General features: G+C 62.6%; 23 protein-coding genes. 12 read left to right on the forward strand and 11 right to left on the reverse strand.

Annotated elements, in window-relative coordinates:
* Positions 1–33 precede the first annotated feature (33 nt).
* Positions 34–1,275: an MFS transporter gene (locus tag BLU35_RS20870; RefSeq protein WP_093234334.1), complete on the reverse strand. Its 1,242-nt coding sequence runs from the start codon at positions 1,273–1,275 to the stop codon at positions 34–36.
* A gap of 220 nt (positions 1,276–1,495) precedes the next feature.
* On the opposite strand from BLU35_RS20870, the gene BLU35_RS20875 reads away from it, so the two are divergent.
* The 4 genes from BLU35_RS20875 (at position 1,496) to BLU35_RS20890 (ending at position 4,402) form a co-directional block, all read left to right on the forward strand.
* A complete protein-coding gene (locus BLU35_RS20875; protein WP_082615690.1) occupies positions 1,496–2,074 on the forward strand; it encodes a helix-turn-helix domain-containing protein in 579 nt (192 codons plus the stop codon).
* Positions 2,075–2,076: 2 nt separating this feature from the next.
* On the forward strand, positions 2,077–2,610 hold the full coding sequence (locus tag BLU35_RS20880; RefSeq protein ID WP_093234335.1) for a GNAT family N-acetyltransferase: 534 nt from the start codon (positions 2,077–2,079) through the stop codon (positions 2,608–2,610).
* A gap of 283 nt (positions 2,611–2,893) precedes the next feature.
* Positions 2,894–3,919, forward strand: a complete 1,026-nt coding sequence (locus BLU35_RS20885; protein WP_093234336.1) for a histone deacetylase family protein — start codon at positions 2,894–2,896, stop codon at positions 3,917–3,919.
* Positions 3,920–4,054: 135 nt separating this feature from the next.
* Positions 4,055–4,402: a hypothetical protein gene (locus tag BLU35_RS20890; RefSeq protein ID WP_058324545.1), complete on the forward strand. Its 348-nt coding sequence runs from the start codon at positions 4,055–4,057 to the stop codon at positions 4,400–4,402.
* A gap of 89 nt (positions 4,403–4,491) precedes the next feature.
* Here BLU35_RS20890 and BLU35_RS20895 read toward each other — a convergent pair whose 3' ends face one another.
* Positions 4,492–5,130 (reverse strand): exopolysaccharide biosynthesis protein, encoded by a 639-nt coding sequence (locus tag BLU35_RS20895; protein WP_057247857.1) that lies wholly within the window; start codon positions 5,128–5,130, stop codon positions 4,492–4,494.
* Between the two features lie 245 nt (positions 5,131–5,375).
* Here BLU35_RS20895 and BLU35_RS20900 point away from each other — a divergent pair, with 245 nt between their 5' ends.
* Positions 5,376–6,038: a YiaD family glycine zipper/OmpA-like lipoprotein gene (locus BLU35_RS20900; RefSeq protein ID WP_057247858.1), complete on the forward strand. Its 663-nt coding sequence runs from the start codon at positions 5,376–5,378 to the stop codon at positions 6,036–6,038.
* A 52-nt stretch (positions 6,039–6,090) separates the two neighbouring features.
* On the opposite strand, the gene BLU35_RS20905 is transcribed toward BLU35_RS20900, so the two are convergent.
* The 6 genes from BLU35_RS20905 to epmA form a co-directional block, all read right to left on the reverse strand.
* Entirely contained in the window at positions 6,091–6,915 is an 825-nt protein-coding gene (locus BLU35_RS20905; RefSeq protein WP_057248233.1) for a class I SAM-dependent methyltransferase, read from the reverse strand.
* Positions 6,916–7,013: 98 nt separating this feature from the next.
* Entirely contained in the window at positions 7,014–8,441 is a 1,428-nt protein-coding gene (locus BLU35_RS20910; protein ID WP_093234337.1) for an MFS transporter, read from the reverse strand.
* Positions 8,442–8,530: 89 nt separating this feature from the next.
* Positions 8,531–9,424, reverse strand: coding sequence for an RNA polymerase sigma factor SigJ (gene sigJ, locus BLU35_RS20915; protein WP_093234338.1), 894 nt, complete (start codon positions 9,422–9,424; stop codon positions 8,531–8,533).
* A gap of 1 nt (position 9,425) precedes the next feature.
* The gene (locus BLU35_RS20920) at positions 9,426–9,857 is read right to left on the reverse strand and encodes a carboxymuconolactone decarboxylase family protein (RefSeq protein ID WP_057247860.1); all 432 of its coding nucleotides are present in this window, start codon (positions 9,855–9,857) and stop codon (positions 9,426–9,428) included.
* Between the two features lie 168 nt (positions 9,858–10,025).
* On the reverse strand, positions 10,026–11,078 hold the full coding sequence (locus BLU35_RS20925) for a lysine-2,3-aminomutase-like protein (protein ID WP_093234339.1): 1,053 nt from the start codon (positions 11,076–11,078) through the stop codon (positions 10,026–10,028).
* Positions 11,075–12,127 carry an EF-P lysine aminoacylase EpmA gene (gene epmA / locus BLU35_RS20930; RefSeq protein WP_093234340.1) on the reverse strand — a complete coding sequence of 351 codons (1,053 nt, stop codon included), beginning with the start codon at positions 12,125–12,127 and terminating at the stop codon, positions 11,075–11,077. The genes BLU35_RS20925 and epmA overlap by 4 nt, the downstream gene beginning before the upstream one ends.
* Before the next feature lie 160 nt (positions 12,128–12,287).
* Here epmA and efp point away from each other — a divergent pair, with 160 nt between their 5' ends.
* Positions 12,288–12,857: an elongation factor P gene (gene efp / locus BLU35_RS20935; RefSeq protein ID WP_057247863.1), complete on the forward strand. Its 570-nt coding sequence runs from the start codon at positions 12,288–12,290 to the stop codon at positions 12,855–12,857.
* A 165-nt stretch (positions 12,858–13,022) separates the two neighbouring features.
* Complete coding sequence (locus tag BLU35_RS20940; protein ID WP_093234341.1) at positions 13,023–14,264, forward strand: SAM-dependent methyltransferase; 1,242 nt, start codon at positions 13,023–13,025, stop codon at positions 14,262–14,264.
* On the opposite strand, the gene BLU35_RS20945 is transcribed toward BLU35_RS20940, so the two are convergent.
* Positions 14,254–15,084 carry a C40 family peptidase gene (locus tag BLU35_RS20945; RefSeq protein WP_057247865.1) on the reverse strand — a complete coding sequence of 277 codons (831 nt, stop codon included), beginning with the start codon at positions 15,082–15,084 and terminating at the stop codon, positions 14,254–14,256. The two genes, BLU35_RS20940 and BLU35_RS20945, sit on opposite strands and share 11 nt — an antisense overlap.
* A 163-nt stretch (positions 15,085–15,247) precedes the next feature.
* On the opposite strand from BLU35_RS20945, the gene mbfA reads away from it, so the two are divergent.
* Positions 15,248–16,231, forward strand: coding sequence for an iron exporter MbfA (gene mbfA, locus BLU35_RS20950; RefSeq protein WP_093234342.1), 984 nt, complete (start codon positions 15,248–15,250; stop codon positions 16,229–16,231).
* 71 nt (positions 16,232–16,302) lie between these two features.
* Here mbfA and BLU35_RS20955 read toward each other — a convergent pair whose 3' ends face one another.
* Positions 16,303–16,923 carry a transglutaminase-like cysteine peptidase gene (locus BLU35_RS20955; protein ID WP_058326218.1) on the reverse strand — a complete coding sequence of 207 codons (621 nt, stop codon included), beginning with the start codon at positions 16,921–16,923 and terminating at the stop codon, positions 16,303–16,305.
* Between the two features lie 288 nt (positions 16,924–17,211).
* Positions 17,212–18,012 carry an alpha/beta hydrolase gene (locus BLU35_RS20960; protein ID WP_093234343.1) on the reverse strand — a complete coding sequence of 267 codons (801 nt, stop codon included), beginning with the start codon at positions 18,010–18,012 and terminating at the stop codon, positions 17,212–17,214.
* 219 nt (positions 18,013–18,231) lie between these two features.
* Here BLU35_RS20960 and infC point away from each other — a divergent pair, with 219 nt between their 5' ends.
* The 4 genes from infC (at position 18,232) to pheS (ending at position 21,089) form a co-directional block, all read left to right on the forward strand.
* On the forward strand, positions 18,232–18,768 hold the full coding sequence (gene infC, locus BLU35_RS20965; RefSeq protein ID WP_057247869.1) for a translation initiation factor IF-3: 537 nt from the start codon (positions 18,232–18,234) through the stop codon (positions 18,766–18,768).
* Positions 18,769–19,086: 318 nt separating this feature from the next.
* Entirely contained in the window at positions 19,087–19,290 is a 204-nt protein-coding gene (gene rpmI / locus BLU35_RS20970) for a 50S ribosomal protein L35 (protein WP_025425550.1), read from the forward strand.
* 39 nt (positions 19,291–19,329) lie between these two features.
* Entirely contained in the window at positions 19,330–19,734 is a 405-nt protein-coding gene (rplT, locus tag BLU35_RS20975) for a 50S ribosomal protein L20 (RefSeq protein ID WP_025425551.1), read from the forward strand.
* A gap of 272 nt (positions 19,735–20,006) precedes the next feature.
* The gene (pheS, locus tag BLU35_RS20980) at positions 20,007–21,089 is read left to right on the forward strand and encodes a phenylalanine--tRNA ligase subunit alpha (RefSeq protein ID WP_057247870.1); all 1,083 of its coding nucleotides are present in this window, start codon (positions 20,007–20,009) and stop codon (positions 21,087–21,089) included.
* The last annotated feature ends 1 nt before the right edge of the window (position 21,090 follow it).

The following is a 21,090-nucleotide window of genomic DNA, read 5'->3' on the forward strand; positions in this document are numbered from 1 at the left end:
GGGAAATGAAGGCTTCGTTCACTATAAATCGGCCTATTCGGCCCCCGCTTCGGCATCGACGAGCGCACCGGCATTGGGCACCTGCGCGCTCATGATCTCGAAGCTCTCGCGCTCGGCCGCCGGCACCTCATCACGTTTGCGCAACCTGAGCAGCACGAAGAAGGCATAAAGCGCGGCAACGGCCATCGCCGCATAGATGAACGTGCGCTGCCCGAACACCGGTGTCAACAGCGTCACTAGCATCGGCACGACTGTTGCGGCGATCGACCAGGCGACCAGCATGGTGCTGGCAAGCGGCACGAAATCGGCGGGATCCGTGCGGTCGTTGGCATGCGCATTGGCGATCGAATAGACGGTCTCGACTGCGCCGGCAAAGAGCGCGAAGACCAGCATCAGAAGGAGCAGATTGCTGAACGACGCCGAAAGCGCGAAGAAGCCGGCGGCAAGGATCAATAGGCACGTGCCGATCAACACCAGGCGCCGATCGATCCGGTCCGACAATGTTCCCATCGGATACTGGATGGCGATGAGGCCGAATTGCATGACGAACATCAGATTGGCGACGTCGCGCTGGCTGACATCATTGGCGGCCGCATAGATCGGCGTGAAGCCCTGCACCACCATCGACAGGCCGCCGGCGGCAAGCACGCCGATGAAGGCGACGGGGGAATTGCGCCAGACCATCGGGATGTCGATGCTGACTTTGGCCGGCGGCGGTGGCGTCGGCAGCCGCGTCAGCCCGATCGGCAAGAGCGCGAGCGCTGTGAAGAAGATGGTGACGAGCGGCGGCAGGTTGCCGTCGGCCGGGATCTGTCCGAACAGCCAGGCGCCGGTGCCGAGCCCGATGACATAGGCCATGTAGAACAGCGCCATCGCCTTGCCGCGCCAGTGGTTTTCGCTCGCATGGTTGAGCCAGCTTTGGGCGATGATGAAATTGGTGTTGCCGGACGCGCCATAAAGCCCGCGGGCCAGTACCCACAAGAGCGGATGCATGCCGAGCGCGATCGTCAGCGCCGAGAGGATGACGAGCGCCATCGAGCAGGAGAAGGCGCGCGCATGGCCGACACGACGGATCATCGGTCCGGCGATGACGCAGCCGATCAGCCCGCCGAAGGCGATCATCGTGACCGCAGCACCCGGCACCCAGTCCGGCGCGTCCGAGCGCGTCAGCGCGAAGGGCACATAGGCGAGCATCATGCCGTTGCCGATCGCGACCGAAGTCATCGAGGCAACGATACTGGCGATCGAGGTCAGCGAGGAGGGCTGCGTTGTCATGTCCAACCTGTCGATGGAAGGCCGCGCCTTTGGGCGCGCTGGCGTGATGGATGAGGACTATCTAAAGTATTGAAGTGTAAGCTTTTCTCGTTTCTGCTCACGAAGCTGCCATGATAGCCGAAAGGCCGTCGATGCGCTGTCGCCAAAGCGGCATCGCATGCCCGTATTTTCAGTCTTTCCCAGTCTTGACTCCACTATATGAGAAATGCAATCTCAAATAATGGAAAACATCACCGACCCCCTCGAACATGCCATCGGCGAGCGCATTCGCACCCTGCGCACGGAGCAGAATCTGACGCTCGACGAACTCGCCACCAGCTCCGGCGTCAGCCGGGCGATGATCTCGCGTATCGAGCGTGGTGAAGCGAGCCCAACGGCCCAGCTTCTCGCCAAGCTCTGCAGCGCGCTCAGCACCACGCTTTCAGCGCTCTTCGCCTTCGAGGCTAAGGAAGCATCTCCGCTTGCAAGGCGTGCAGACCAGCGCCTCTGGCGCGATCCGGAATCCGGCTATCTGCGCCGCTCCGTCTCGCCGGATGGCCTCGGCTCGCCGGTCGATATCGTCGAGGTCGAGTTTCCGCCGGGTGCGCGCGTCGTCTTCGAGCGGCAGCCGTCTGACCGAGGGATTACCCAACACCTCTGGCTCTTCTCCGGTCGGCTGGAACTGACAACCGAATCCGGCTCCCATTCGCTGGAAGCAGGCGACTGCCTGTTCATGGGGCTGGGGGCTGGCCACATCTTCCACAACCCTCACGATGAGCCGGCTCACTATGCCGTCGTCCTCTGCCGCACCAAGGTTTGATCATGTCCGATATCCAGATCCGTCTGCTCGATGAAACCCAGGCCCGCGCCGCCATGCCGGCGCTTGCCGAGGTACTGTCCGATTGCGTCGAGGGTGGCGCCTCGGTCGGCTTCATGCAGCCCTATCCGCCGGAAAGCGCGCTTGCCTATTGGCGCGGTGTTGTTGAGGCCGTCGCTGCAGACGAAACGCTGCTGATGGTGGCGGAGGAAGCGGGCCGCATCCTCGGTACGGTGCAGGTCGGCATCGCGCAGATGCCGAACCAGCCGCACCGCGGCGATCTGAAGAAGTTGCTCGTTCATCGCGCAGCCCGCGGCAAGGGCCTGGCGCGGCGGTTGATGGAGGCTGTCGAACGCGAAGCGGCGGCGCGCGGCAAGACGCTGCTGGTGCTCGATACGGCGACCGGCAGCGAGGCGGAGGCGATCTATCCGCGCCTTGGCTGGCAGCGCGTCGGCGTCATCCCCGATTACGCGATGTGGCCGGAAGGCGGGCTCTGCGCCACCACGTTCTTCTACAAGAGGATCGCGCTTCGCGAGTGATTGCTAATTCCCGAGATTGCCCCTCACCCTAACCCTCTCCCCCGCAGGCGGGGAGAGGGGACGCGGAAAGGCCGCTGATGTCTCAGCTGCCGCACCTGTCACCCAGGAAGTGCTGAGAGTGGAGATTGCGGGCGAGCAGGTGCCGCAACGTCCCTTCGCCCCGCAGGCGGGGAGAAGGTGGCCGGCAGGCCGGATGAGGGGCGGCTACCGTGATAGCCAACAGCCTGAATCTTGGGTTAGGTTGCCCGCGCCACGCCCGTTGCACCCGATCAGGATTCTCGTCATGCGCATCTTCTACACCGAAGACCATAAGCTCCGCGACGCCAAGACCGAGCTCTTCGGCGGCGAACTCGTGCCGCCCTTCGAGGCGCCGTTCCGTGCCGAATGGATTCTCGCGGCGGTAAGGGAAGCGGGTTTCAAAGATGTCGTCTCGCCGGAGCGTCACGAGCTCGAGGTCGCCCTTAAGCTGCACGCGCCCGATTATCTCGAGTTCCTCGAAACCGCCTGGTCGCGTTGGGTCGCCGACGGCTATCGCGGCGAAGCGATCGCGACCTGTTTCCCGGCCCGACGCATGCGCCAGCACCCGCCGAAAGATATCGACGGTGCGCTCGGCTACTATTCCTTCGCGGCGGAAACGGCGATCACCGAAGGCACCTATGCAGCTGCACGGGCGGCGATGGACTGCGCCATCTCGGCTGCCGACCACATCCATGCGGGCAACCGCGCCGCCTTCGCGCTCTGCCGTCCGCCCGGTCACCATGCGGCGATCGATCTTTATGGCGGCTATTCCTTCATCAACAATGCCGCCTGTGCCGCCCAGCGCCTGCGCGATCACGGCGCCCGCAAGGTTGCGGTGCTTGACGTCGACTTCCACCACGGCAATGGCACCCAGGATATCTTCTACAAGCGCGGAGACGTCTATTTCGCCTCGCTCCACGGCGATCCCGTCGATGCCTTCCCCTATTTCCTCGGCTTTGCTGACGAGGAGGGCGCCGGCGAGGGGCTTGGCACGACGAAGAACTATCCCTTGCCGCGTCGTACCGGCTACGATGTCTGGTCGGATGCCATGGCCGACGCGCTGTCACGCATCGCCGCCTTCGGTGCCGAGGCGCTGGTCGTCTCGCTCGGCGTCGACACCTTCGAGCGCGACCCGATCTCGTTCTTCCGGCTGACGTCCGAGGACTACATCCGCATGGGGGAGGCGCTGAAACGCTCAGGCTTGCCGGTCGTCGTCTGCATGGAGGGCGGCTACGGCGTGCCGGAAATCGGCCTCAACGTTGCCAATGTACTTAAGGGCATCGCCGCCTGATCCTGCTTCAGCCGTCAGGATGATTTTTCATCGACCCCTGTTGACCTCAACTTTACTTGAGGTCGTACGAGTGTTTCTGCCCGTCGCCAAAATGGTCATCGGCGGGCATTGAAGAGACACTTGAGGGAGAGTTCAATGAGCAGCAATGCAAAGGCGGACGTCGTCGCGCCGCTCTATCGCATCAACAAGTTTGCGGTTCCAACCGCCGCGCGGGTACAGTTTGTGGAGCTGGTGGAAAAGACCCTTGCGGTCATTCGCAGCCAGGATGGCTACGTCAAGGATCTGTTCCTCGAGCAGCATGCCGGCCCGGGAAAGTTCAACTTCTGCACCATGATCGAATTCGAAAGCGAAGCGTTCGCGCCGAAGGTCGCGGCAGCGATTGGCGAGTTCGACAGGAGTCTCGGCATCGACCGCGAGGCGCTGATGGAGAAGCTCGGCGTCCAAACCGATTCCGCCAGTTACAAAAGCTTCCAGGCGGCCTGACATTCCGCCGCTCCGGCTTTCCCGGCCGGACTGGCGACCGACGCGTCGATGGCGCGTTAGGCCCGACTGCGAATTCGCGGGCTTCCGCCTTACGAAACGAAGAAAGACGACAGGCCCTGGCCGGCGGCAAAGGCCATGTAGGCAAGTACGGTGAAATAGACGGTCGTTGCGATCAGGAAGAGGTAGCCGCCGGCGACCATCAGCCCGTCGCGCTGGATGATGCCGAGCGAGAGCAAGAGGATCGCGATTCCCGGCAGTGTGTTCGACAGAGGGATGAGCCCGAGCGGGAACATCAACAGCACGCCGCCGGCCATGATCATCAGCCCGTTGAAGCGGTTCATCACCGCGCCCTGCGTCAGGAAACCCAGGCGCGGGCGGACGTAGCGATCGAGCTTGGAGACGATGCTCGCCCCCTTTTGCAGGGTCGGAACTAGCTTTTCTGTCTCGATCTTGCGGTCGAGAATGCGTTGCGGCACCCAGGGCAGGCGGTTGAGGGTGATCGATACGGAGATCAGGATGATTGCGGCGCCGAAAACGGTGCTGACGCCGGGGATCGACACCGGCAACAGGAACGGCAGCGTCAGCAGGGCGCAGAGCAACAGAAATCCCTGTTCGCCGATCTCGGTCATCAGTTCGCGCAGCGTGATCGTCTCGCCGCGAATGGAGGCAATCATGCCGTTGAGCGTGTCGCTGAGACTGCGTTGCGTGTCGCCGAACTCGATTGCCATCAAATCTGCCTCGTCTTTATCAATGAGCGGCGGCGGAAAGCCGCACACATTTATCCTGGTCGCTAGATGTCCGTCCTATCAAGGGCATGTGAAGGATCGGTTATAGTGTGGCCCGACCGGCACACCCGGTCCGAGCAAACCGGCATTTGCCGGTAAACCATGGCGTGATTGGGACGCCTCTTCATCTTCCTGCCGCAATCGCTAGTATGAAGCACCTTTGAGCACCAATGGGGACAACTGATTCCATGATCAAGAAATGCGCCATTCTGGCTGTTGCGGCCATCTATCTTTCGGGATGCACGACCACCGATCCCTATACGGGTGAGCAGAAGATGTCGAACACCGCCGGCGGCGCGCTGATCGGCGCGGGCCTCGGTGCAGCGACCGGTCTGCTCGTTGGCGGCAGTGCTGCCGGACGGCGCGACTCGGCGCTTGTGGGCGCCGCAATCGGCGGCCTCGGCGGCGGCCTGATCGGCAACTACATGGACAGCCAGGAAGCGGAACTGCGCGCCCAGCTTCAGGGCACCGGCGTTTCGGTCACCCGCGCCGGCGACCGCATCATCCTCAACATGCCGTCGAACATCACCTTTGCGACCGACCGCGACCAGGTGATCCCGGCCTTCTACGACACGCTGAACTCGGTAGCGATCGTGCTGCGCAAGTTCAACAAGACGATGATCGACGTCGACGGTCACACCGATGCGACCGGCAGCGCCTCCTACAACCAGGGCCTCTCCGAGCGCCGTGCCGCCTCGGTGGCCAACTACCTGGCAGGCCAGGGCGTCGACCAGCGCCGCATGTCGGCCATGGGCTACGGCAAGGAGCGTCCGATCGCTTCCAACGCGACCGAGTCCGGCCGCGCGCAGAACCGCCGCGTCGAAATCTCGATCGCGCCGATCAAGGCCTGATCGGCAGACATCGATTGCTTGCAAGGGGCTGCGCCGCGAGGCGCGGCCTTTTTCATGTCTGCTTGAAACGGTAGCGCAGCAGGCGCCCCATACGGCGCAGCATCGGGACCGCGCTGAAGAACTGGATCGCGATCCGCGCCATCGGTGACATGCGCGCGATCTGCGCGGCATCGTAGTTGTAAATGTCTTCGAGCAGTGTCAGCCCGGGCACGCCCCTCTCCAGCGACCGTGCGTCCTCGATCCCCCAACGAAGCTCAGCACCTGTTGCACGCAAGGACGGGTTGAAGCGCAGCAGTTCGATGCCGAGATGGCTGTAGGCGTCGAAGACGATCTCGCCGCCGGCAAGGCAGGTGACGACCCGTCGCAGGAGGTCCCGCACTTCCTGATCGCGAAGATAGGGCAGCACCCCTTCAGCGACGACGATCGTCGGCCGATTGTCGGGGATGCGGTCGATCCAGTCCCGCTCGGTAATGGAGGAGGCGATTGCAGTGCAGCCGACGCGATCGGGAAAGAGGCGCTGCCGCAAGGCGATGACATCCGGAAAGTCGACGTCGAACCAGGCGACGGAGGAAGGCGGATCGAGCCGCAGGATCCGCGTGTCGAGGCCGCAGCCGAGGTTGAGCACGATCGCATCCGGATGGCTCGCGATGAAAGCCCTGGTCCATCGGTCGAGCAGATAGGCGCGCATCGCGATGCCGATCGTCATGTCGTGACCGACATCAGGCGCTTTCGCCTTGCCGTCGAGGCGCCGCAACAGCTCGGCAGCAAAGCGATCGTGCAGAAGAGAATCGGGTAGTGCGCTCTCCGCAGCCTTCGCTCGAAGCGTGATCAGCAGCGTTTCGCGCACGCCATGAAGGCCGATGCCCTCGGCTTCCATCGTTTCCTCCTGACCGCGCTCCATCGAATGAGTCGGGACGCCGCAGTCTTTTCGTTGCGACCCGCCGTCGTTTCGGCGGGCCGCATTGCCCGATAGGCTCACGCCACCGTGCGTCTCGCGCGCCGTACGCGCCTGGCGGTCAGCACTGCCAGCACGGGCAGCAGCGCGAACAGACCGAAAAGCCAGGTCGTCGCGAGCGCCACGCCACCCTCCGACGACGCCTCGATCCCGGCGAGGTTGGCAGTCAGTCCGGCAAGCGCTGCGCCGAGTGCAGCGGCAAACAGCTGGACAGTGGTGATCGAGCTCGATGCCTTCTCCGCTTCGCCCTCCGGCGCGAATTCGTAGACGGCGGTAACGATATGCGGCCAGGCAAAGCCCATGCCGAAGCCGACCGCGATGATGCCGACGCAGAGCGGCGCGGCGATCACCAGGAACTCTGCGCCTGCCATCGGCATGAACAGGGCGATCAGGGCCAGGCCGATAAAACCGAAGGCCGGACCGGCAAAGATTGTCTGTTTCGCCCGTTCTCCGTGCCAATGAGCACTTGTCATCGATCCCGCCGTCCAGCCGATCGACATCAGCGCAGCGATATAGCCGGCCACCAGTGGCGATAGCCCATGCAATTCTTGCAGCAGGTACGGCACATAGATCTCCGGCTGCAGGCCGACCATCAGCAGGGTGATCGTAGCATAAAGGGCGGCCAGCGGGGAGGTCAGCGTGAAGCTGCCGGAGGGCAGAAGCTTGCCCGTCACCCGACGTTCGACGAACAGAAGGCTCAGGAACAGAAGGATCGCAGCGCCGACGCAGCCGATCTGCTCCAGGGCCATCGTGCGCGTGCTCGCAATCGAAAGCGCCAGCACGATGCCGGCGAGGAGCAGGAGTTGCAGCAGCGGGAGCGGCGTGCGCCCCTCTTCGCCGGTGACCTTGCGCGGCAGCGTCGAGAAGGCGAGCGCGGCAAGCAGCGCCGTCAGTGGTAGGAGAGACCAGAAGGCAACGCGCCAGGTGGAGAACTCGGCAAACATGCCGCCGATTGCGGGGCCGATCAAGGTCGCCGTTCCCCAGGTTGCCGAAATCAGCCCGATGGCGCGGGTCCAGAGTTCTGGCCGGAAGACCTGGCGGATCACGCCATAGGCGAGCGCATAGAGCAGGCCGCCACCAAAACCCTGGATCGCCCGGCCGGCAAGCAACATCGCCATCGAAGGGGCGGTGGCACAGACGAGCGTCCCCACGCCGAAGACGAGCGCGCCGATTGCGTAGGCGCCACCGGCGCCGACAGCACCGAGCAGCCGCGCCGATAGTGCGGCGCCGAGGATCGAGGCCGCGACGAACACCGTCGTGCTCCAGGCGTAATATTCGAGCCCGCCGATCTCGCGCACGATCGAAGGCATGATTGTCGTCACCACGTAAATGTTGAGCGCATGCAGCGCGACACCGCCGCTGAGCACCAGCGAATGCACGGCGTTTTCGCCTGTCAGCAGCGCGCGCCAGCCGGCTTCCTGTTGGGGAGCGGGAGTTTTTTCAAGCATGTCAGTACCTCACGCGGGACATCGCAAGCGAACGCGCACCGGCTCATCCGGTATCGGAAGATCGCGTTCGCTTCGGCGGTGCCGCTATGTCAGTGGAGCGCAGCCTCGCCAAAATGCGTGAGCTTGTCCGGGTTGCGCATGATGAAGATGTCGTTGACGTTTCCGTCACGGTCATAGCCGAAGGCGACTGTCGCGGCGATCTCGTTTTTCGCCTCGTCGCGAAGCACGATGCCGCGGCCGCCATTGATGTCGCCGATTTCCCAGACGTAATGCGCCCAGTATTCGGTAAGCCGGTCGATGATGAAGGCGAGCACGGTCTCCTTGCCGGAGAGCACGCCAAGCACGGTCGCCACCTTGCCGCCGCCGTCGGCCGTCAGCTTCACGTCGGCCGAAAGAAGCGTCGTAAGTCCGGCGACGTTGCCGCCGTGGATTGCCTGGTGGAAAGCGGATAGCAGTTCATCCTGGCGCTCGCGCGGGGTCTGGTGCCGGGCTTTCTCCAGGCCGATATTCGTCTTGGCGCGCGATACCAGCTTGCGGGCGGCCGTCTCCTGCATGTCCAGGGTTTCCGCCACCTCGTCATAGGGCTGGCCGAAAATCTCGTGCAGCAGATACGCTGCGCGCTCCTTCGGTGTCAGCCGCTCGAGCATCAAAAGGAATGCGGTGGTGAGCGAGGAGGTCAGCGCCAGCTTCTCCTCGGCATTGTCGTCGCTTGTCGTGTGGATCGGCTCGGGCAGCCACGCGCCAACATAGTCGACGCGTTTGCGGTGCGCGGCCTTCAGCAGATCCAGGCAGCGGCGCGCGCAGGCGGTCGTCAGCCAAGCCGCCGGCGTTTCGATCGATGCCCTGTCGACCTCCTGCCATTTCAGGAACGTGTCTTGCACCGCGTCTTCTGCATCGGCGCGCGAGCCGAGGATGCGGTAGGCAAGGCCGAGGAGGCGCGGGCGCGCCTCCTCGAAGATCTGCATGTGCTGCCTGTCATTCATGTCAGTGCCTCGAAATCTGGATGCGGTTCCAAAGGTTGATCATCGCCACCGTCGAGGTGATGACGCTGATCTCCTTCTCGCTGAAGTGCTGGCGCAGCTCGGCGCGGAGCGGTGCGAAGTCGGTGCGCGGTTCGAGTTCGGTCAGCGCTTCGGTCCAGGCAAGCGCTGCCTTCTCGCGCGGTGTGAAATCATTCACCTGGTCCCAGACGATGATTCGGTCGAGCCGTTCGTTGCTCTCGCCCTCGGCGCGGGATTCCTTGGTGTGCATCTTCACGCAGAAGCCGCAGCGGTTGATCTGCGAGGCGCGCAGCTGCACGAGATTGTGGATCGTCCGGTCGAGCCCGTGCAGGTCCATGGTCTTGTGCACATCGGCGAGCGCGCCGAGCACATCCGGGATTTCCTGTTCGTAGCGGACGGCTTTCGTATCGGTCATGGTCTCAACTCCATCGTTGTTGTGTTGCCTATGACCATGTGACGATTGACGTCGAAAGCCTGTGACGCGCCTCTACGATTTTTCTCGAAAATCGCCAAGAAAAATACAGGTCCGCAATATTTAGATGAAATTTCAATGTGTTGGCGAGACGCGATTTCTCGCGGCGTATCAGGCTTTCGGCGGGTAGCTGTGCTCGCCGCCGCGAAAATCTGTGACCGTGTAGCAGCCGCCGCCATCGGCCGCGATCGCCGCCGCGCTGATCACCGCCTTGCCGTGGCCGCCTGGAATGTCGAGGATGTAGGTCGGCTGGCAGAGGCCGGAGACGCGGCCGCGCAGGGCTGAGGCCAGCGCCTGGCCTTCCTCGATCGACAGACGGAAATGGCTGGTGCCAGGGGCCAGATCCGGGTGATGAAGATAATAGGGCTTGATCCGTGTCTCGACGAAGGCGCGCATCAGGCTAGCCAGCACATCCGCGTCGTCGTTGACGCCCCTCAAGAGCACCGACTGGCTGACCATGACGATGCCGGCATCGATCAGTCGTGCCGAGGCGGCGCGCGCCTCTTCAGTCAGCTCGCGCGGGTGGTTGGCGTGCAGAGCCACATAGGTCGCCTTGCCGTTAGCCTTCAGTGCAGCGATCAATTCGGCGTCGATGCGCGACGGCTCGACCACCGGTACGCGGGTGTGGAAGCGGACGATCTTCACATGCGGGATCGGTTTCAGCCGTTCCATGAGCTCGGTGAGCCGCCGCGGCGACAGTACCAGGGGATCGCCGCCGGTGAGGATCACCTCCCAGATTTCCTCGTGTTCGGCGATGTAGGCGATCGCCGCATCGAGTTCGGCGGGTGTCAGCGTGCCGAGCCCCTGCGGCCCGACCATCTCGCGGCGGAAGCAGAAGCGGCAATAGACCGGGCAGACATGCACGGCCTTCAATAGCACCCGATCCGGATAGCGATGGACGATGCCGGCAACGGGACTGTGCGGCTTGTCGCCGATCGGGTCTTCGCGCTCTTCGGGAAGCAGCGTCAGCTCGGCGGCATCGGGCACGAACTGCCGGGCGATCGGATCGGCGGGATCGGTGGGATCGATGAGGCCGGCAATGACAGGGCTGATCGCAACCGCATAACGCTCGGCGACGGCGGCAACCGCGGCCTCATTGCTGCGGTCGACGAGACCTGCCTCAACGAGCTCTCGCGCAGTCTTGATCGGGCGATGTACGTTCACGGCTGCGTCTCCGCCACCGGTGCCCAGAGCACCTGGTCGATACGCGACGCACCGGTTGCGAGCATCACCAGCCGGTCGAAGCCGAGCGCGATGCCGCTCGCTTCGGGCATGATCGCGAGTGCTGCCAGGAAATCCTCGTCGAGCGGGTAGGTCTCGCCGTAGACACGCGCCTTTTCTGCCATTTCCATCTCGAAGCGCCGGCGTTGTTCGACGGCATCCGTCAACTCGCCGAAGGCATTGGCGAGCTCGACGCCGCAGGCATAGAGCTCGAAGCGCTCGGCGACGCGCCGGTCGCGCGCGGCCGGTCGCGCCAGCGCCGCTTCGGCAGTCGGATATTCGTCGAGGATCGTCGCGCGGCCAAAGCCGAGGTGCGGCTCGATCTTTTCCACGAGCACGCGGCTGAAGAGATCGGCCCAGGTGTCATCGGACGCGACCCGAAGTCCGGCTGCAGTCATGGCCGCGGCCAGTTGGTTGCGATCGGTTTCACCGTTCGCCGCGATCGAGGCCAGGAGGTCGATGCCGGCAAAGCGCGCGAAGGCTTCCGCGACGCTCAGTCGCTCCGGCGTCGCGAAGGGATCGCAGGCCTGTCCCTGGAAGATGAACTGTTTGGTGCCGGTGGTCTCTGCCGCAAGCGCGAGGATCTCGGCGCAGTCGCGCATCAGCGCCTCGTAGCTTTCGCCGGCGCGGTACCATTCGAGCATGGTGAATTCAGGGTGATGCAGCGGTCCACGCTCGCGGTTGCGGTAGACATGGGCGAAACAGGCGATGCGCCGTTCGCCGGCGGAAAGCAGCTTCTTGCAGGCGAACTCCGGCGAGGTGTGCAGATAGAGTGGATGGCTCGATCCGTCGTGATGGAGAGCCTCTGTCGCGAAGGCGTGCAGATGCGCCTCGTTGCCGGGCGAGACCTGCAGCGTTGCCGTGTCCACCTCGATGAAATCGCGTGTCTCGAAGAACCGGCGCAACGCCGATTGGATCCGGTTGCGGCCGAGAAGAAGCGGGCGCCGGTCGGCATGGACATCGGGTGTCCACCAGGGTGAGGCATGCGACATGATCGGTTCAGTCCAGGCTTTCTTCGCGCAGACAGCGGCTCAGGCTGGCTATTTGCACGAAATTAGGGTAGTTGCGGCGCGAAATCCTTCTTTCCGCGTCCTTCAGGGCCAGTGTTTCCGGCCCGCAGTGTCGCGCATACCTCTGTTACAAGGAAGACTAATGGTCAAGGTCATCGCTTCATCTGTCCGTAAGGGCAACGTTCTCGACGTCGACGGCAAGCTCTATGTCGTGCTTACCGCCCAGAACTTCCACCCGGGCAAGGGCACGCCGGTGACCCAGGTCGATATGCGCCGCATTTCCGACGGCGTGAAGGTCTCCGAGCGCTACCGCACGACCGAACAGGTCGAGCGCGCCTTCGTCGAAGACCGCGAGCACACCTTCCTTTATGAAGACGCCGAAGGCTTCCACTTCATGAACCCGGAAAGCTATGACCAGCTGGTCATGAGCACCGACGACATCGGCGACCTCAAGGCCTACCTGCAGGAAGGCATGGCCTGCATTCTTTCGGTGCACGAAGGTCTGGCGATCGCCATCGACCTGCCGCGTCATGTGACGCTCGAAATCACCGAGACCGAGCCGGTCGTCAAGGGCCAGACGGCATCGTCGTCCTACAAGCCGGCAGTTCTCTCGAACGGCGTTCGCACGCTGGTTCCGCCGCACATCCAGGCCGGCACCCGCGTCGTCATCGCGACGGAAGACGGTTCCTACGTCGAGCGCGCCAAGGACTGAGGCTAACGCCGAATAACAGTTGAACGGGGACGGTGGCGAAGGCTGCCGTCCCCGTTTTCGTTCCGGTGAGAGCTTGATGAGCAACCAGAAATTTAAGGGGAGCATTTCGAAAAACGGGTGCTAGGATGCCGGCGCTGATACGACAGTTGTCTCAAGAGGGCCTGCATGTTTCCATTGTCGCATATGATGAAGTCGTTCATTCGCAAGGGTCGCCTGACGGTGATCGACGCCGACGGCAAGCGCCACGTCTTTTCCGGCACGCCCGGACCGGAGGTGACGATGCGGCTCACGGACAAGAAGCTCTACCGCAGCCTCGTCTTCAACGCCGAACTCGCCGCCGGCGAAGCCTATATGGACGGCACCATGCGCTTCGAGGAGGGCTCGACGCTCAGGGACTTCCTGACGCTTTTCTCGATCAATCGGTTGTCGCTCGGGTCCTATCCGATCCAGAAACTTCTGCGGGCGGTGAAGATGCGGTTCCGCAAGCGGCAGCAGGCCAATCCCAAGGGCAAGGCGCAGCAGAACGTCGCGCATCACTACGATCTCGGCAACGAATTCTACAAGCTGTTCCTCGACGAGAACATGCTCTACTCCTGCGCCTATTTCCGCGAGCCCAACGAGACGCTCGAAAAAGCGCAGCGCAACAAGCTGAGGCTGCTCGCCTCCAAGCTCTGCCTGGAACCCGGCATGAAGGTGCTCGATATCGGCTGCGGCTGGGGCGATCTCGCGATGTATCTTGCCGAGCTCGCGGATGTGCAGGTGCTCGGCGTGACGCTTTCTAAGGAACAGCAGGCGCTTGCCACCGAACGGGCGCGGAAGGCAGGTCTAGGGGACCGGGTGCGTTTCGAGCTTAAGGATTACCGCGATGTTCAGGGCCCCTTCGACCGCATCGTTTCGGTCGGCATGTTCGAACATGTCGGCGTGCATCACTATGACGAGTTCTTCAAGAAGCTGAATGCGCTGATGCCGGATGACGGCCTCGCGGTGCTGCATTCGATCGGTCACATGAGCCCCCCCGGCATGGCGAGCTCCTGGCTTCGGAAATACATCTTCCCGGGCGCCTATTCGCCGGCGCTCTCGGAGGTCTTCGAGGTGGTCGAGCGCAACAGTCTTTGGGTCACGGATCTCGAATTCTTGCGGGTGCACTACGCCACGACGCTCGCCCATTGGGGCGCGCGCTTCGAGGCCAACCGCGACAAGGTGATCGGGCTTTATGACGAGCGCTTCGCCCGCATGTGGGAGTTCTATCTGATCAGCGCCGAGATGATGTTCCGCACCGGCAGCCAGCTCGTCTTTCACATGCAGCTCTCGCGCTCGCGCGATGCGGCGCCGATCGTGCGCGATTACATCACCGATCGTCAGCGCGATTTCATGGCCCGCGAAAAGGCGCTCGCCCTCAACCTTTGAACGGGTGATCGCCGTCGCCGTTCCAGCGCAGCCGCTTGTAGTCGAAGCCGAATTCGAGCGTCGGCTTGACGATCGCGAAGAAGGGCGAGAGGTCGAAATCCCTGGGCGTATAGAGCGAATGGTGCCGGATGTGCAGGATCTCCTCGCGCGAATAGGTCGAGGTAGCAGCCGCCCGGCCGGGGGCGCGGGTGACCTCGGGCAGGATCGGATAACGGATCTGCTCGAAGGCGGCAGCAATCAGCGTCGAGCAGATCGCCCGCGTCGGATCGCCGGAGCCAAAGGCAAGCAGGCGCCGCCGCCAGCGCACCGGCACCGGCGGGGTCGGCATGAAATAGCGCAGCATGTCGAGGATGTTCTTCAGGTCATATTTCATCCCGAGCCGTGAGATCATGAAGCCGACGAGCGCCGTGCGATCATCCGGCGTCAGCGCGATCGGCCGGCAGATGCGCGTGTTGAACGACGCGTATTTCTTCAGCGGCACCGCAACACAGCCCTCGCCGATATTGACCTCAATGAGTTGCGGCCGCTCGATGACCGGCAGCGTTGCCTGGTCGAGCGTCAACGGCATCTGGTCGCCGGCAAAGAACGCGGCGTGTGACCAGGTCGATTGCGTCAGATACTTGATCGCCGCCGAAACCCTCTGGTTGCCCTCGATCAGGAGAACGTCGCCCGGGCGCAGCGTGCGCGCGAGCGTTTCCTGATCGGAAGGGGTATAGGGCTCGTAGCCGGATGTCTGCGCTTGCAGCCGCGCGGCAAGCCTGGCTCCAAGCCGATCCAGTAACGTGTCCTTGCTTTCGGAAAGCGGATAGATGGTCCTCATCGAGGCGATCGCTCCGGGAATGAAGGGAATTCGCGAGAGCCTTCATCGTGGCTGAGCCGCGACACTCTGTCGAGAGATTGTCGCATGATTGCATGGCTTTGGCCTTGACGCTGCCGTCTCGGTTTTCTATTTTTAGAATTATTCTAAAGAAGGTTTTCTCCCAATGTTTTCGCGCCTCTTCTCCCGTTCCAAACGCCCCTTTCTTTCCTTAAGCGAGCAGGAAATCCTGGCGCTCGCGATCTCGTCCGAAGAGGACGACGGACGCATCTATCTCGCCTATGCCGATGCGCTCCGGCAGCAATATCCCCACTCGGCAAAAGTGTTCGAGGAGATGGCGGAGGAAGAAAGCCACCACAGGCAGTGGTTGATCGATCTGCACGTCCAGCGCTTCGGCAGCCGAATTCCCCTTGTCCGGCGCGAACACGTGCGTGACTTCCCCGAGCGCAAGCCCGACTGGCTGATTGCCGAAATGCCGATCGAAAAGGCGCGCGAGGAAGCCGAAGCGATGGAGGAAGCGGCGCACCGTTTCTATGTCGAGGCCGCGGCGAGAACCCAGGATGCCGCCACCCGCAAGCTGCTCGGCGATCTCGCGATCGCGGAAAAATCGCATGAATCGCTCGCCCGGCGGCTTGGCGAAGAGCACACGCCCCAAGACGTGCGCGCCGAAGAGGACCAGACGTCGCGCCGTCAGTTCATCCTCACTTACGTACAGCCCGGCCTTGCCGGCCTGATGGATGGTTCGGTTTCGACGCTGGCGCCGATCTTTGCCGCCGCCTTCGCGACCCAGGATACCTGGCAGACCTTCCTCGTCGGTCTCTCGGCCTCTGTCGGCGCCGGCATCTCCATGGGCTTCACCGAGGCGGCCCACGATGACGGCAAGCTTTCAGGCCGCGGTTCGCCGATCAAGCGCGGCCTTGCCTCCGGCATCATGACCGCACTCGGCGGCCTCGGCCACGCGCTCCCCTATCTGATCCCGCATTTCTGGACGGCGACCGCCACGGCGGCGGTGATCGTCTTCTTCGAACTCTGGGCGATCGCCTTCATCCAGAACCGCTATATGGAAACACCGTTCCTGCGGGCGGCATTCCAGGTGGTGCTCGGCGGTGGCCTGGTGCTCGCGGCCGGCATCCTGATCGGCAACGCGTGACGGGTGAGCGGCAAATACGAAAAAGGGCCGGTCTGACCGGCCCTTTTTGAAACTCTTTACTTTGCTTTGGATCAGTTGCCGACCGAGCCGACGACGACTTCGGCGCCGTTCTGGATGGTGACCCAACGGCCGCTGTGGTTCGAGGCCTGGCGCTTCAGGTAGCGGTAAGGCGTGTTGGTCCAGAGCCTTACCCCGTTTTCGAGATTGTCGAGAATGAAGTCGCCCTGCGCCGTGCGGACGGTCAACACCGCATGGCCTTCGCCATCGGGCTTGCGAACGACGGTGATCAGGAGATCGCTCGCCGGGAAGCCCTTGCTCATCAGGCGCTTGCGCTTCTCAAGCACGAAGTCCTCGCAGTCGCCGGCGTTGTCCGGATAGGACCAGACTTCGTCCCTGCCGTGCAGTTCCAGGTCGGTGACCGGCGTGATCTCGCGATTGACCGCAGCATTCACCTGCCGGATGGTGGCCCAGCCGCGTTCGGTCACGCGCGGAGCAACCGTTCCCTTGGAGCGCACATTGCATTCGCTCTTGTACTTCTGGCAGAATTCGTAGTGGCCGATCGGCTGCGATGTCGCCGAGCCGGTCTGCATCCATGGAGAAGAACCTGCCTGTGCAGGAATTGCCGTGTTTGCTGAAATGAAAAGTGCGCAGAACGCCGCGATACTTCCCTTAACTCCAGTCCAAGACGCCATACAAGTCCCCTGCAACGCGGTATGCCGGGCTCTTCCTGTCCGGACGTATTCGCGCAATCCTGAGTTGAAGGCAGCTTCTTTAGGTTCGTCCCCGTCGCTGCTCTAATCGTTAATAAAGAGTTAATAGCGTCGGCGCGGCAGAGTCAATCGCCGGAATCGGGACATCGGATTTTATGGTTAAAAGCGGGGCCGCGCGCGCGAAAACCCTTGCATCGTGGGCGGTCCACGGGGCAGCGCGGTTTTGGGGCAATTTGCGGCGGAAGGGGCGGGGCGTTCTCCCGCCCGGGCTCAGGCGAGCATCGTGCCGATGGCCTGCTTCATTTTAGCGATGTCTTCTTCACGCGAAAGGCGATGGTCGCCATCGCGGATGAGTGTCATGACGACATCGTCGGAGGGCAGGTGCTCCATCAGCCGCAGCGCATGGGTATAGGGAACGTCGGGGTCGCGCATGCCTTGCAGAATGTGCACCGGACAGCCGGTGGTGATCGTGCCCTCAAGCACCCGGTTCACGCGCCCGTCTTCGATGAGGGCGCGGGTGAAGATGTTCGGCTCCGGGCTGTACTCGGAGGGTTCCTCGAAAAAGCCGCGTTCGGCAAGCGAGGCCCTCTCCGCTTCGGTCAGGTTGGGTTCGATCAGTTCGGCGGTGAAATCCGGCGCCGGCGCAATCAGCACCAGGCCGGCGACACGGTTTCCGTCGCCACGCTGCCTGAGCTCCTGGATGACCCGCAGCGCAATCCAGCAGCCCATCGACGAGCCGATCAGCACGACGCGGCCCGGCGCCGCCCGATCAATGACCGCAAGGCTCTCCTCGAGCCAGCGCGAGATCGTGCCATCAGTGAAGGCGCCGCCGGAGGCGCCGTGGCTGGAATAGTCGAAGCGCACGCAGGCCGCGCCCCGTTCCATGGCATAGCGCTCGACCTCGACCGCCTTGGTGCCGGTCATGTCCGAACGGTAGCCGCCGAGCCAGACGAGCGTCGGCTGTCCCGATGGCTTCTCCGGGTGGCGCACGCGCATCGCGATCCTGCGCTGAGCCGCATCCGTGCCGACCTCGATGAAGCTGATTTCCGTCTCGGCTGGCGTATTGTGCATGCCCGTAATCTCCAAAAGCCCGTTTAACTGGCGATTTTCTTTCTAAAACAGATTCGCCTTGGTATCGACAGGTGGTGATTTTCCTTGAAAGCCGTGCTATTGACTCTCGCGCCGCAATTCACACATTGCCGTCGGTGACAGATTCAGGCGCTTCGTTTGTGATCGCGCCGGCGAACGAATTAAACAACATTTCGGAAATAGCTCGAGGAGAGTACGACCATTCGCAGACCGTTCAAAACGGACGCCCCCGTCAAGGAGGGACCGCGCTCAAACAAGGAAATCCGGGTGCCCCGGGTTCAGCTTATCGATGCCGAAGGCCAGAATATCGGTGCCGTCCCGATCGACCAGGCGCTCCGCATGGCGGAAGAAGCAGGTCTTGATCTGGTAGAGATCGCACCGAACTCCGAACCGCCGGTGTGCAAGATTCTGGATCTTGGCAAGCTGAAATACGCCAACCAGAAGAAGGCGGCCGAAGCGCGCAAGAAGCAGAAGATCGTCGAAATCAAAGAAATCAAGATGCGCCCGAACATCGACACGCATGACTATGACGTGAAGATGAAGGCGATGAACCGGTTCTTCGAGGACGGCGACAAGGTCAAGGTCACGCTGAAGTTCCGCGGCCGCGAAATGGCCCACCAGGAACTGGGCATGAAGCTTCTGCTCCAGGTCAAGGATGATACCCAGGCGATCGCCAAGGTGGAGGCCGAGCCGAAGCTCGAAGGCCGCCAGATGATGATGGTTCTGGCGCCGCGCTAAGCCGCCGCTGCCGTCAGTCGTAAGACCAAATTGAAAAAGCCGCCTTCCGGGCGGCTTTTTTCTTCGAGGCCGGCGGCGGCCGCTGCAGACCGCGCGATCCCGCCTGGAGCATGCGCTGACGAACGTGCTAGAGATGTGTGGGGAAGCGTTCGGCCACCGCTTGCAGCGCCATCTTCGATTCCCCAGTTGCGCTTTTCGGCATGTACGGTTATAAGCCCCCGTCCGAACGGTCCGGCAGGGCATGCCGTGGCCGTTCTTAACGCTGGAAATGGACCTCGTCTGTCCGTTTCGAATTCTTAAGAACAATGGAGTAGCAAAATGCCCAAGATGAAGACGAAATCGTCTGCCAAGAAGCGGTTCAAGATCACCGCTACCGGCAAGGTTCGTGCAGCAGCTGCTGGCAAGCGCCACGGCATGATCAAGCGTTCCAACAAGTTCATCCGCGACGCACGTGGAACCATGGTTCTCGCGGAGCCTGATGGCAAGAAGGTCATCAAGAACTACCTGCCCAACGGTCTCTAAGACTTTCAGGCATTTTGGACACGTTAAGGAGATCATGACATGGCACGTGTAAAACGCGGCGTAACCGCTCACGCCAAGCACAAGAAGACACTCAAGGCAGCCAAGGGCTTCTACGGGCGCCGCAAGAACACCATCCGCGCTGCAAAGGCTGCGGTTGATCGTTCGAAGCAGTTCGCTTACCGCGACCGCAAGGTCAACAAGCGCAACTTCCGCGCTCTCTGGATCCAGCGCATCAACGCTGCCGTCCGCGAATTCGGCCTGACCTACGGCCGCTTCATCGACGGCCTGAACAAGGCTGGCATCGAAGTCGACCGCAAGGTTCTGTCCGACATGGCTATCCATGAGCCGGCAGCATTCGGCGCCCTCGTCGAAGCTTCCAAGAAGGCGCTTGCCTACCTCAAGGAAGCCGGCACGACAAACGAGTTTGAAAGCGCTGTCCGTTAAGCCAGCGTTTTCCCAAAACCGTACTTAAAATTCGTTGGGAAACCCGCGCTGGCAGGGCTAGCGCGGGTTTTTCTTATTTCGCGAGATGAACGTGCGAGACGATCGAAAGGAACTGCCCCGGTTCCACCTTCCGACGACGCTTCAGCCGGGCCTCCGGCTTCGTCGTCCCTGCGTCTTTGCACTGGCATTCTTTGCGACCGCGGCGCGATCACATTCCTGAAGACTTGAGCCGATATAGAACCGAACCCATTCCCGCATCGAGGCAGGACAGAATGAGCGAACTGGAAACACTGGAACGGATACTGCTGGCGGACATCGATGCCGCAGGCGATGAGGGATCGATCGAGGCCGTGCGCGTCAATGCGCTCGGCAAGAAGGGCTCGATCTCCGAGCTCCTGAAGACGCTGGGCACCATGACGCCGGAAGAGCGCCAGACCCGCGGTGCGCAGATCAATGCGCTGAAGACCACGGTCGCAGACGCGATCGCCGCCCGCAAGTCGGCGCTGAAGGATCAGGCGATCGCCGAGCGCCTGGCGCGAGAGACCGTCGACATCAGCCTGCCGGTCCGCTCGTCGCCCGCCGAGCGCGGCCGCATTCATCCGATCAGCCAGATCGTCGACGAGATCACCGCGATCTTCGGCGACATGGGTTTCTCGATTGCCGAAGGTCCGGATATCGAGACCGACTACTACAACTTCACGGCGCTGAATTTCCCGGAGGGCCACCCGGCCCGCGAGATGCACGACACCTTCTTCTTCAATCCGGATGAGAAGGGCGACCGCAAGGTGCTGCGCACGCACACCTCGCCGGTGCAGATCCGCACCATGGAAGCGCAGCAGCCGCCGATCCGCATCATCATCCCCGGCAAGACCTATCGCCAGGATTCCGACGCGACCCATTCGCCGATGTTCCACCAGGTCGAAGGCCTGGTGATCGACAAGGCGGCGAACGTCGCCAACATGCGCTGGGTTCTGGAAGAGTTCTGCAAGGCCTTCTTCGAGGTCGACCAGGTGACGATGCGCTTCCGTCCGTCGTTCTTCCCCTTCACCGAACCGTCCTTCGAAGTCGACATACAGTGCGACCGCTCCGGCCCGATCGTCAAGTTCGGCGAGGGCACCGATTGGATGGAGATCCTCGGCTGCGGCATGGTGCATCCGAACGTGCTGCGCTCTGGCGGGCTTGATCCGGACGAGTACCAGGGTTTTGCCTGGGGCATGGGCCTCGACCGCATCGCCATGCTGAAATACGGCATGCCGGACCTGCGCGACTTCTTCAACGCCGATGTTCGCTGGATGACCCATTACGGCTTCCGCCCGCTGGACATGCCGACGCTGTTCGGTGGTCTCTCGGCCTGAT

The sequence above is a fragment of the Sinorhizobium sp. NFACC03 genome, from assembly GCF_900103435.1.
GTDB lineage: Bacteria > Pseudomonadota > Alphaproteobacteria > Rhizobiales > Rhizobiaceae > Ensifer.

Bases quoted from the DNA above. Each gene is read 5' to 3' on its own strand.
- BLU35_RS20870 (WP_093234334.1), bottom strand. From the start codon at position 1,275: ATGACAACGCAGCCCTCCTCGCTGACCTCGATCGCCAGTATCGTTGCC.
- BLU35_RS20875 (WP_082615690.1), top strand. From the start codon at position 1,496: ATGGAAAACATCACCGACCCCCTCGAACATGCCATCGGCGAGCGCATT.
- BLU35_RS20880 (WP_093234335.1), top strand. From the start codon at position 2,077: ATGTCCGATATCCAGATCCGTCTGCTCGATGAAACCCAGGCCCGCGCC.
- BLU35_RS20885 (WP_093234336.1), top strand. From the start codon at position 2,894: ATGCGCATCTTCTACACCGAAGACCATAAGCTCCGCGACGCCAAGACC.
- BLU35_RS20890 (WP_058324545.1), top strand. From the start codon at position 4,055: ATGAGCAGCAATGCAAAGGCGGACGTCGTCGCGCCGCTCTATCGCATC.
- BLU35_RS20895 (WP_057247857.1), bottom strand. From the start codon at position 5,130: ATGGCAATCGAGTTCGGCGACACGCAACGCAGTCTCAGCGACACGCTC.
- BLU35_RS20900 (WP_057247858.1), top strand. From the start codon at position 5,376: ATGATCAAGAAATGCGCCATTCTGGCTGTTGCGGCCATCTATCTTTCG.
- BLU35_RS20905 (WP_057248233.1), bottom strand. From the start codon at position 6,915: ATGGAAGCCGAGGGCATCGGCCTTCATGGCGTGCGCGAAACGCTGCTG.
- BLU35_RS20910 (WP_093234337.1), bottom strand. From the start codon at position 8,441: ATGCTTGAAAAAACTCCCGCTCCCCAACAGGAAGCCGGCTGGCGCGCG.
- sigJ (WP_093234338.1), bottom strand. From the start codon at position 9,424: ATGAATGACAGGCAGCACATGCAGATCTTCGAGGAGGCGCGCCCGCGC.
- BLU35_RS20920 (WP_057247860.1), bottom strand. From the start codon at position 9,857: ATGACCGATACGAAAGCCGTCCGCTACGAACAGGAAATCCCGGATGTG.
- epmA (WP_093234340.1), bottom strand. From the start codon at position 12,127: ATGTCGCATGCCTCACCCTGGTGGACACCCGATGTCCATGCCGACCGG.
- efp (WP_057247863.1), top strand. From the start codon at position 12,288: ATGGTCAAGGTCATCGCTTCATCTGTCCGTAAGGGCAACGTTCTCGAC.
- BLU35_RS20940 (WP_093234341.1), top strand. From the start codon at position 13,023: ATGTTTCCATTGTCGCATATGATGAAGTCGTTCATTCGCAAGGGTCGC.
- BLU35_RS20945 (WP_057247865.1), bottom strand. From the start codon at position 15,084: ATGAGGACCATCTATCCGCTTTCCGAAAGCAAGGACACGTTACTGGAT.
- mbfA (WP_093234342.1), top strand. From the start codon at position 15,248: ATGTTTTCGCGCCTCTTCTCCCGTTCCAAACGCCCCTTTCTTTCCTTA.
- BLU35_RS20955 (WP_058326218.1), bottom strand. From the start codon at position 16,923: ATGGCGTCTTGGACTGGAGTTAAGGGAAGTATCGCGGCGTTCTGCGCA.
- BLU35_RS20960 (WP_093234343.1), bottom strand. From the start codon at position 18,012: ATGCACAATACGCCAGCCGAGACGGAAATCAGCTTCATCGAGGTCGGC.
- rpmI (WP_025425550.1), top strand. From the start codon at position 19,087: ATGCCCAAGATGAAGACGAAATCGTCTGCCAAGAAGCGGTTCAAGATC.
- rplT (WP_025425551.1), top strand. From the start codon at position 19,330: ATGGCACGTGTAAAACGCGGCGTAACCGCTCACGCCAAGCACAAGAAG.
- pheS (WP_057247870.1), top strand. From the start codon at position 20,007: ATGAGCGAACTGGAAACACTGGAACGGATACTGCTGGCGGACATCGAT.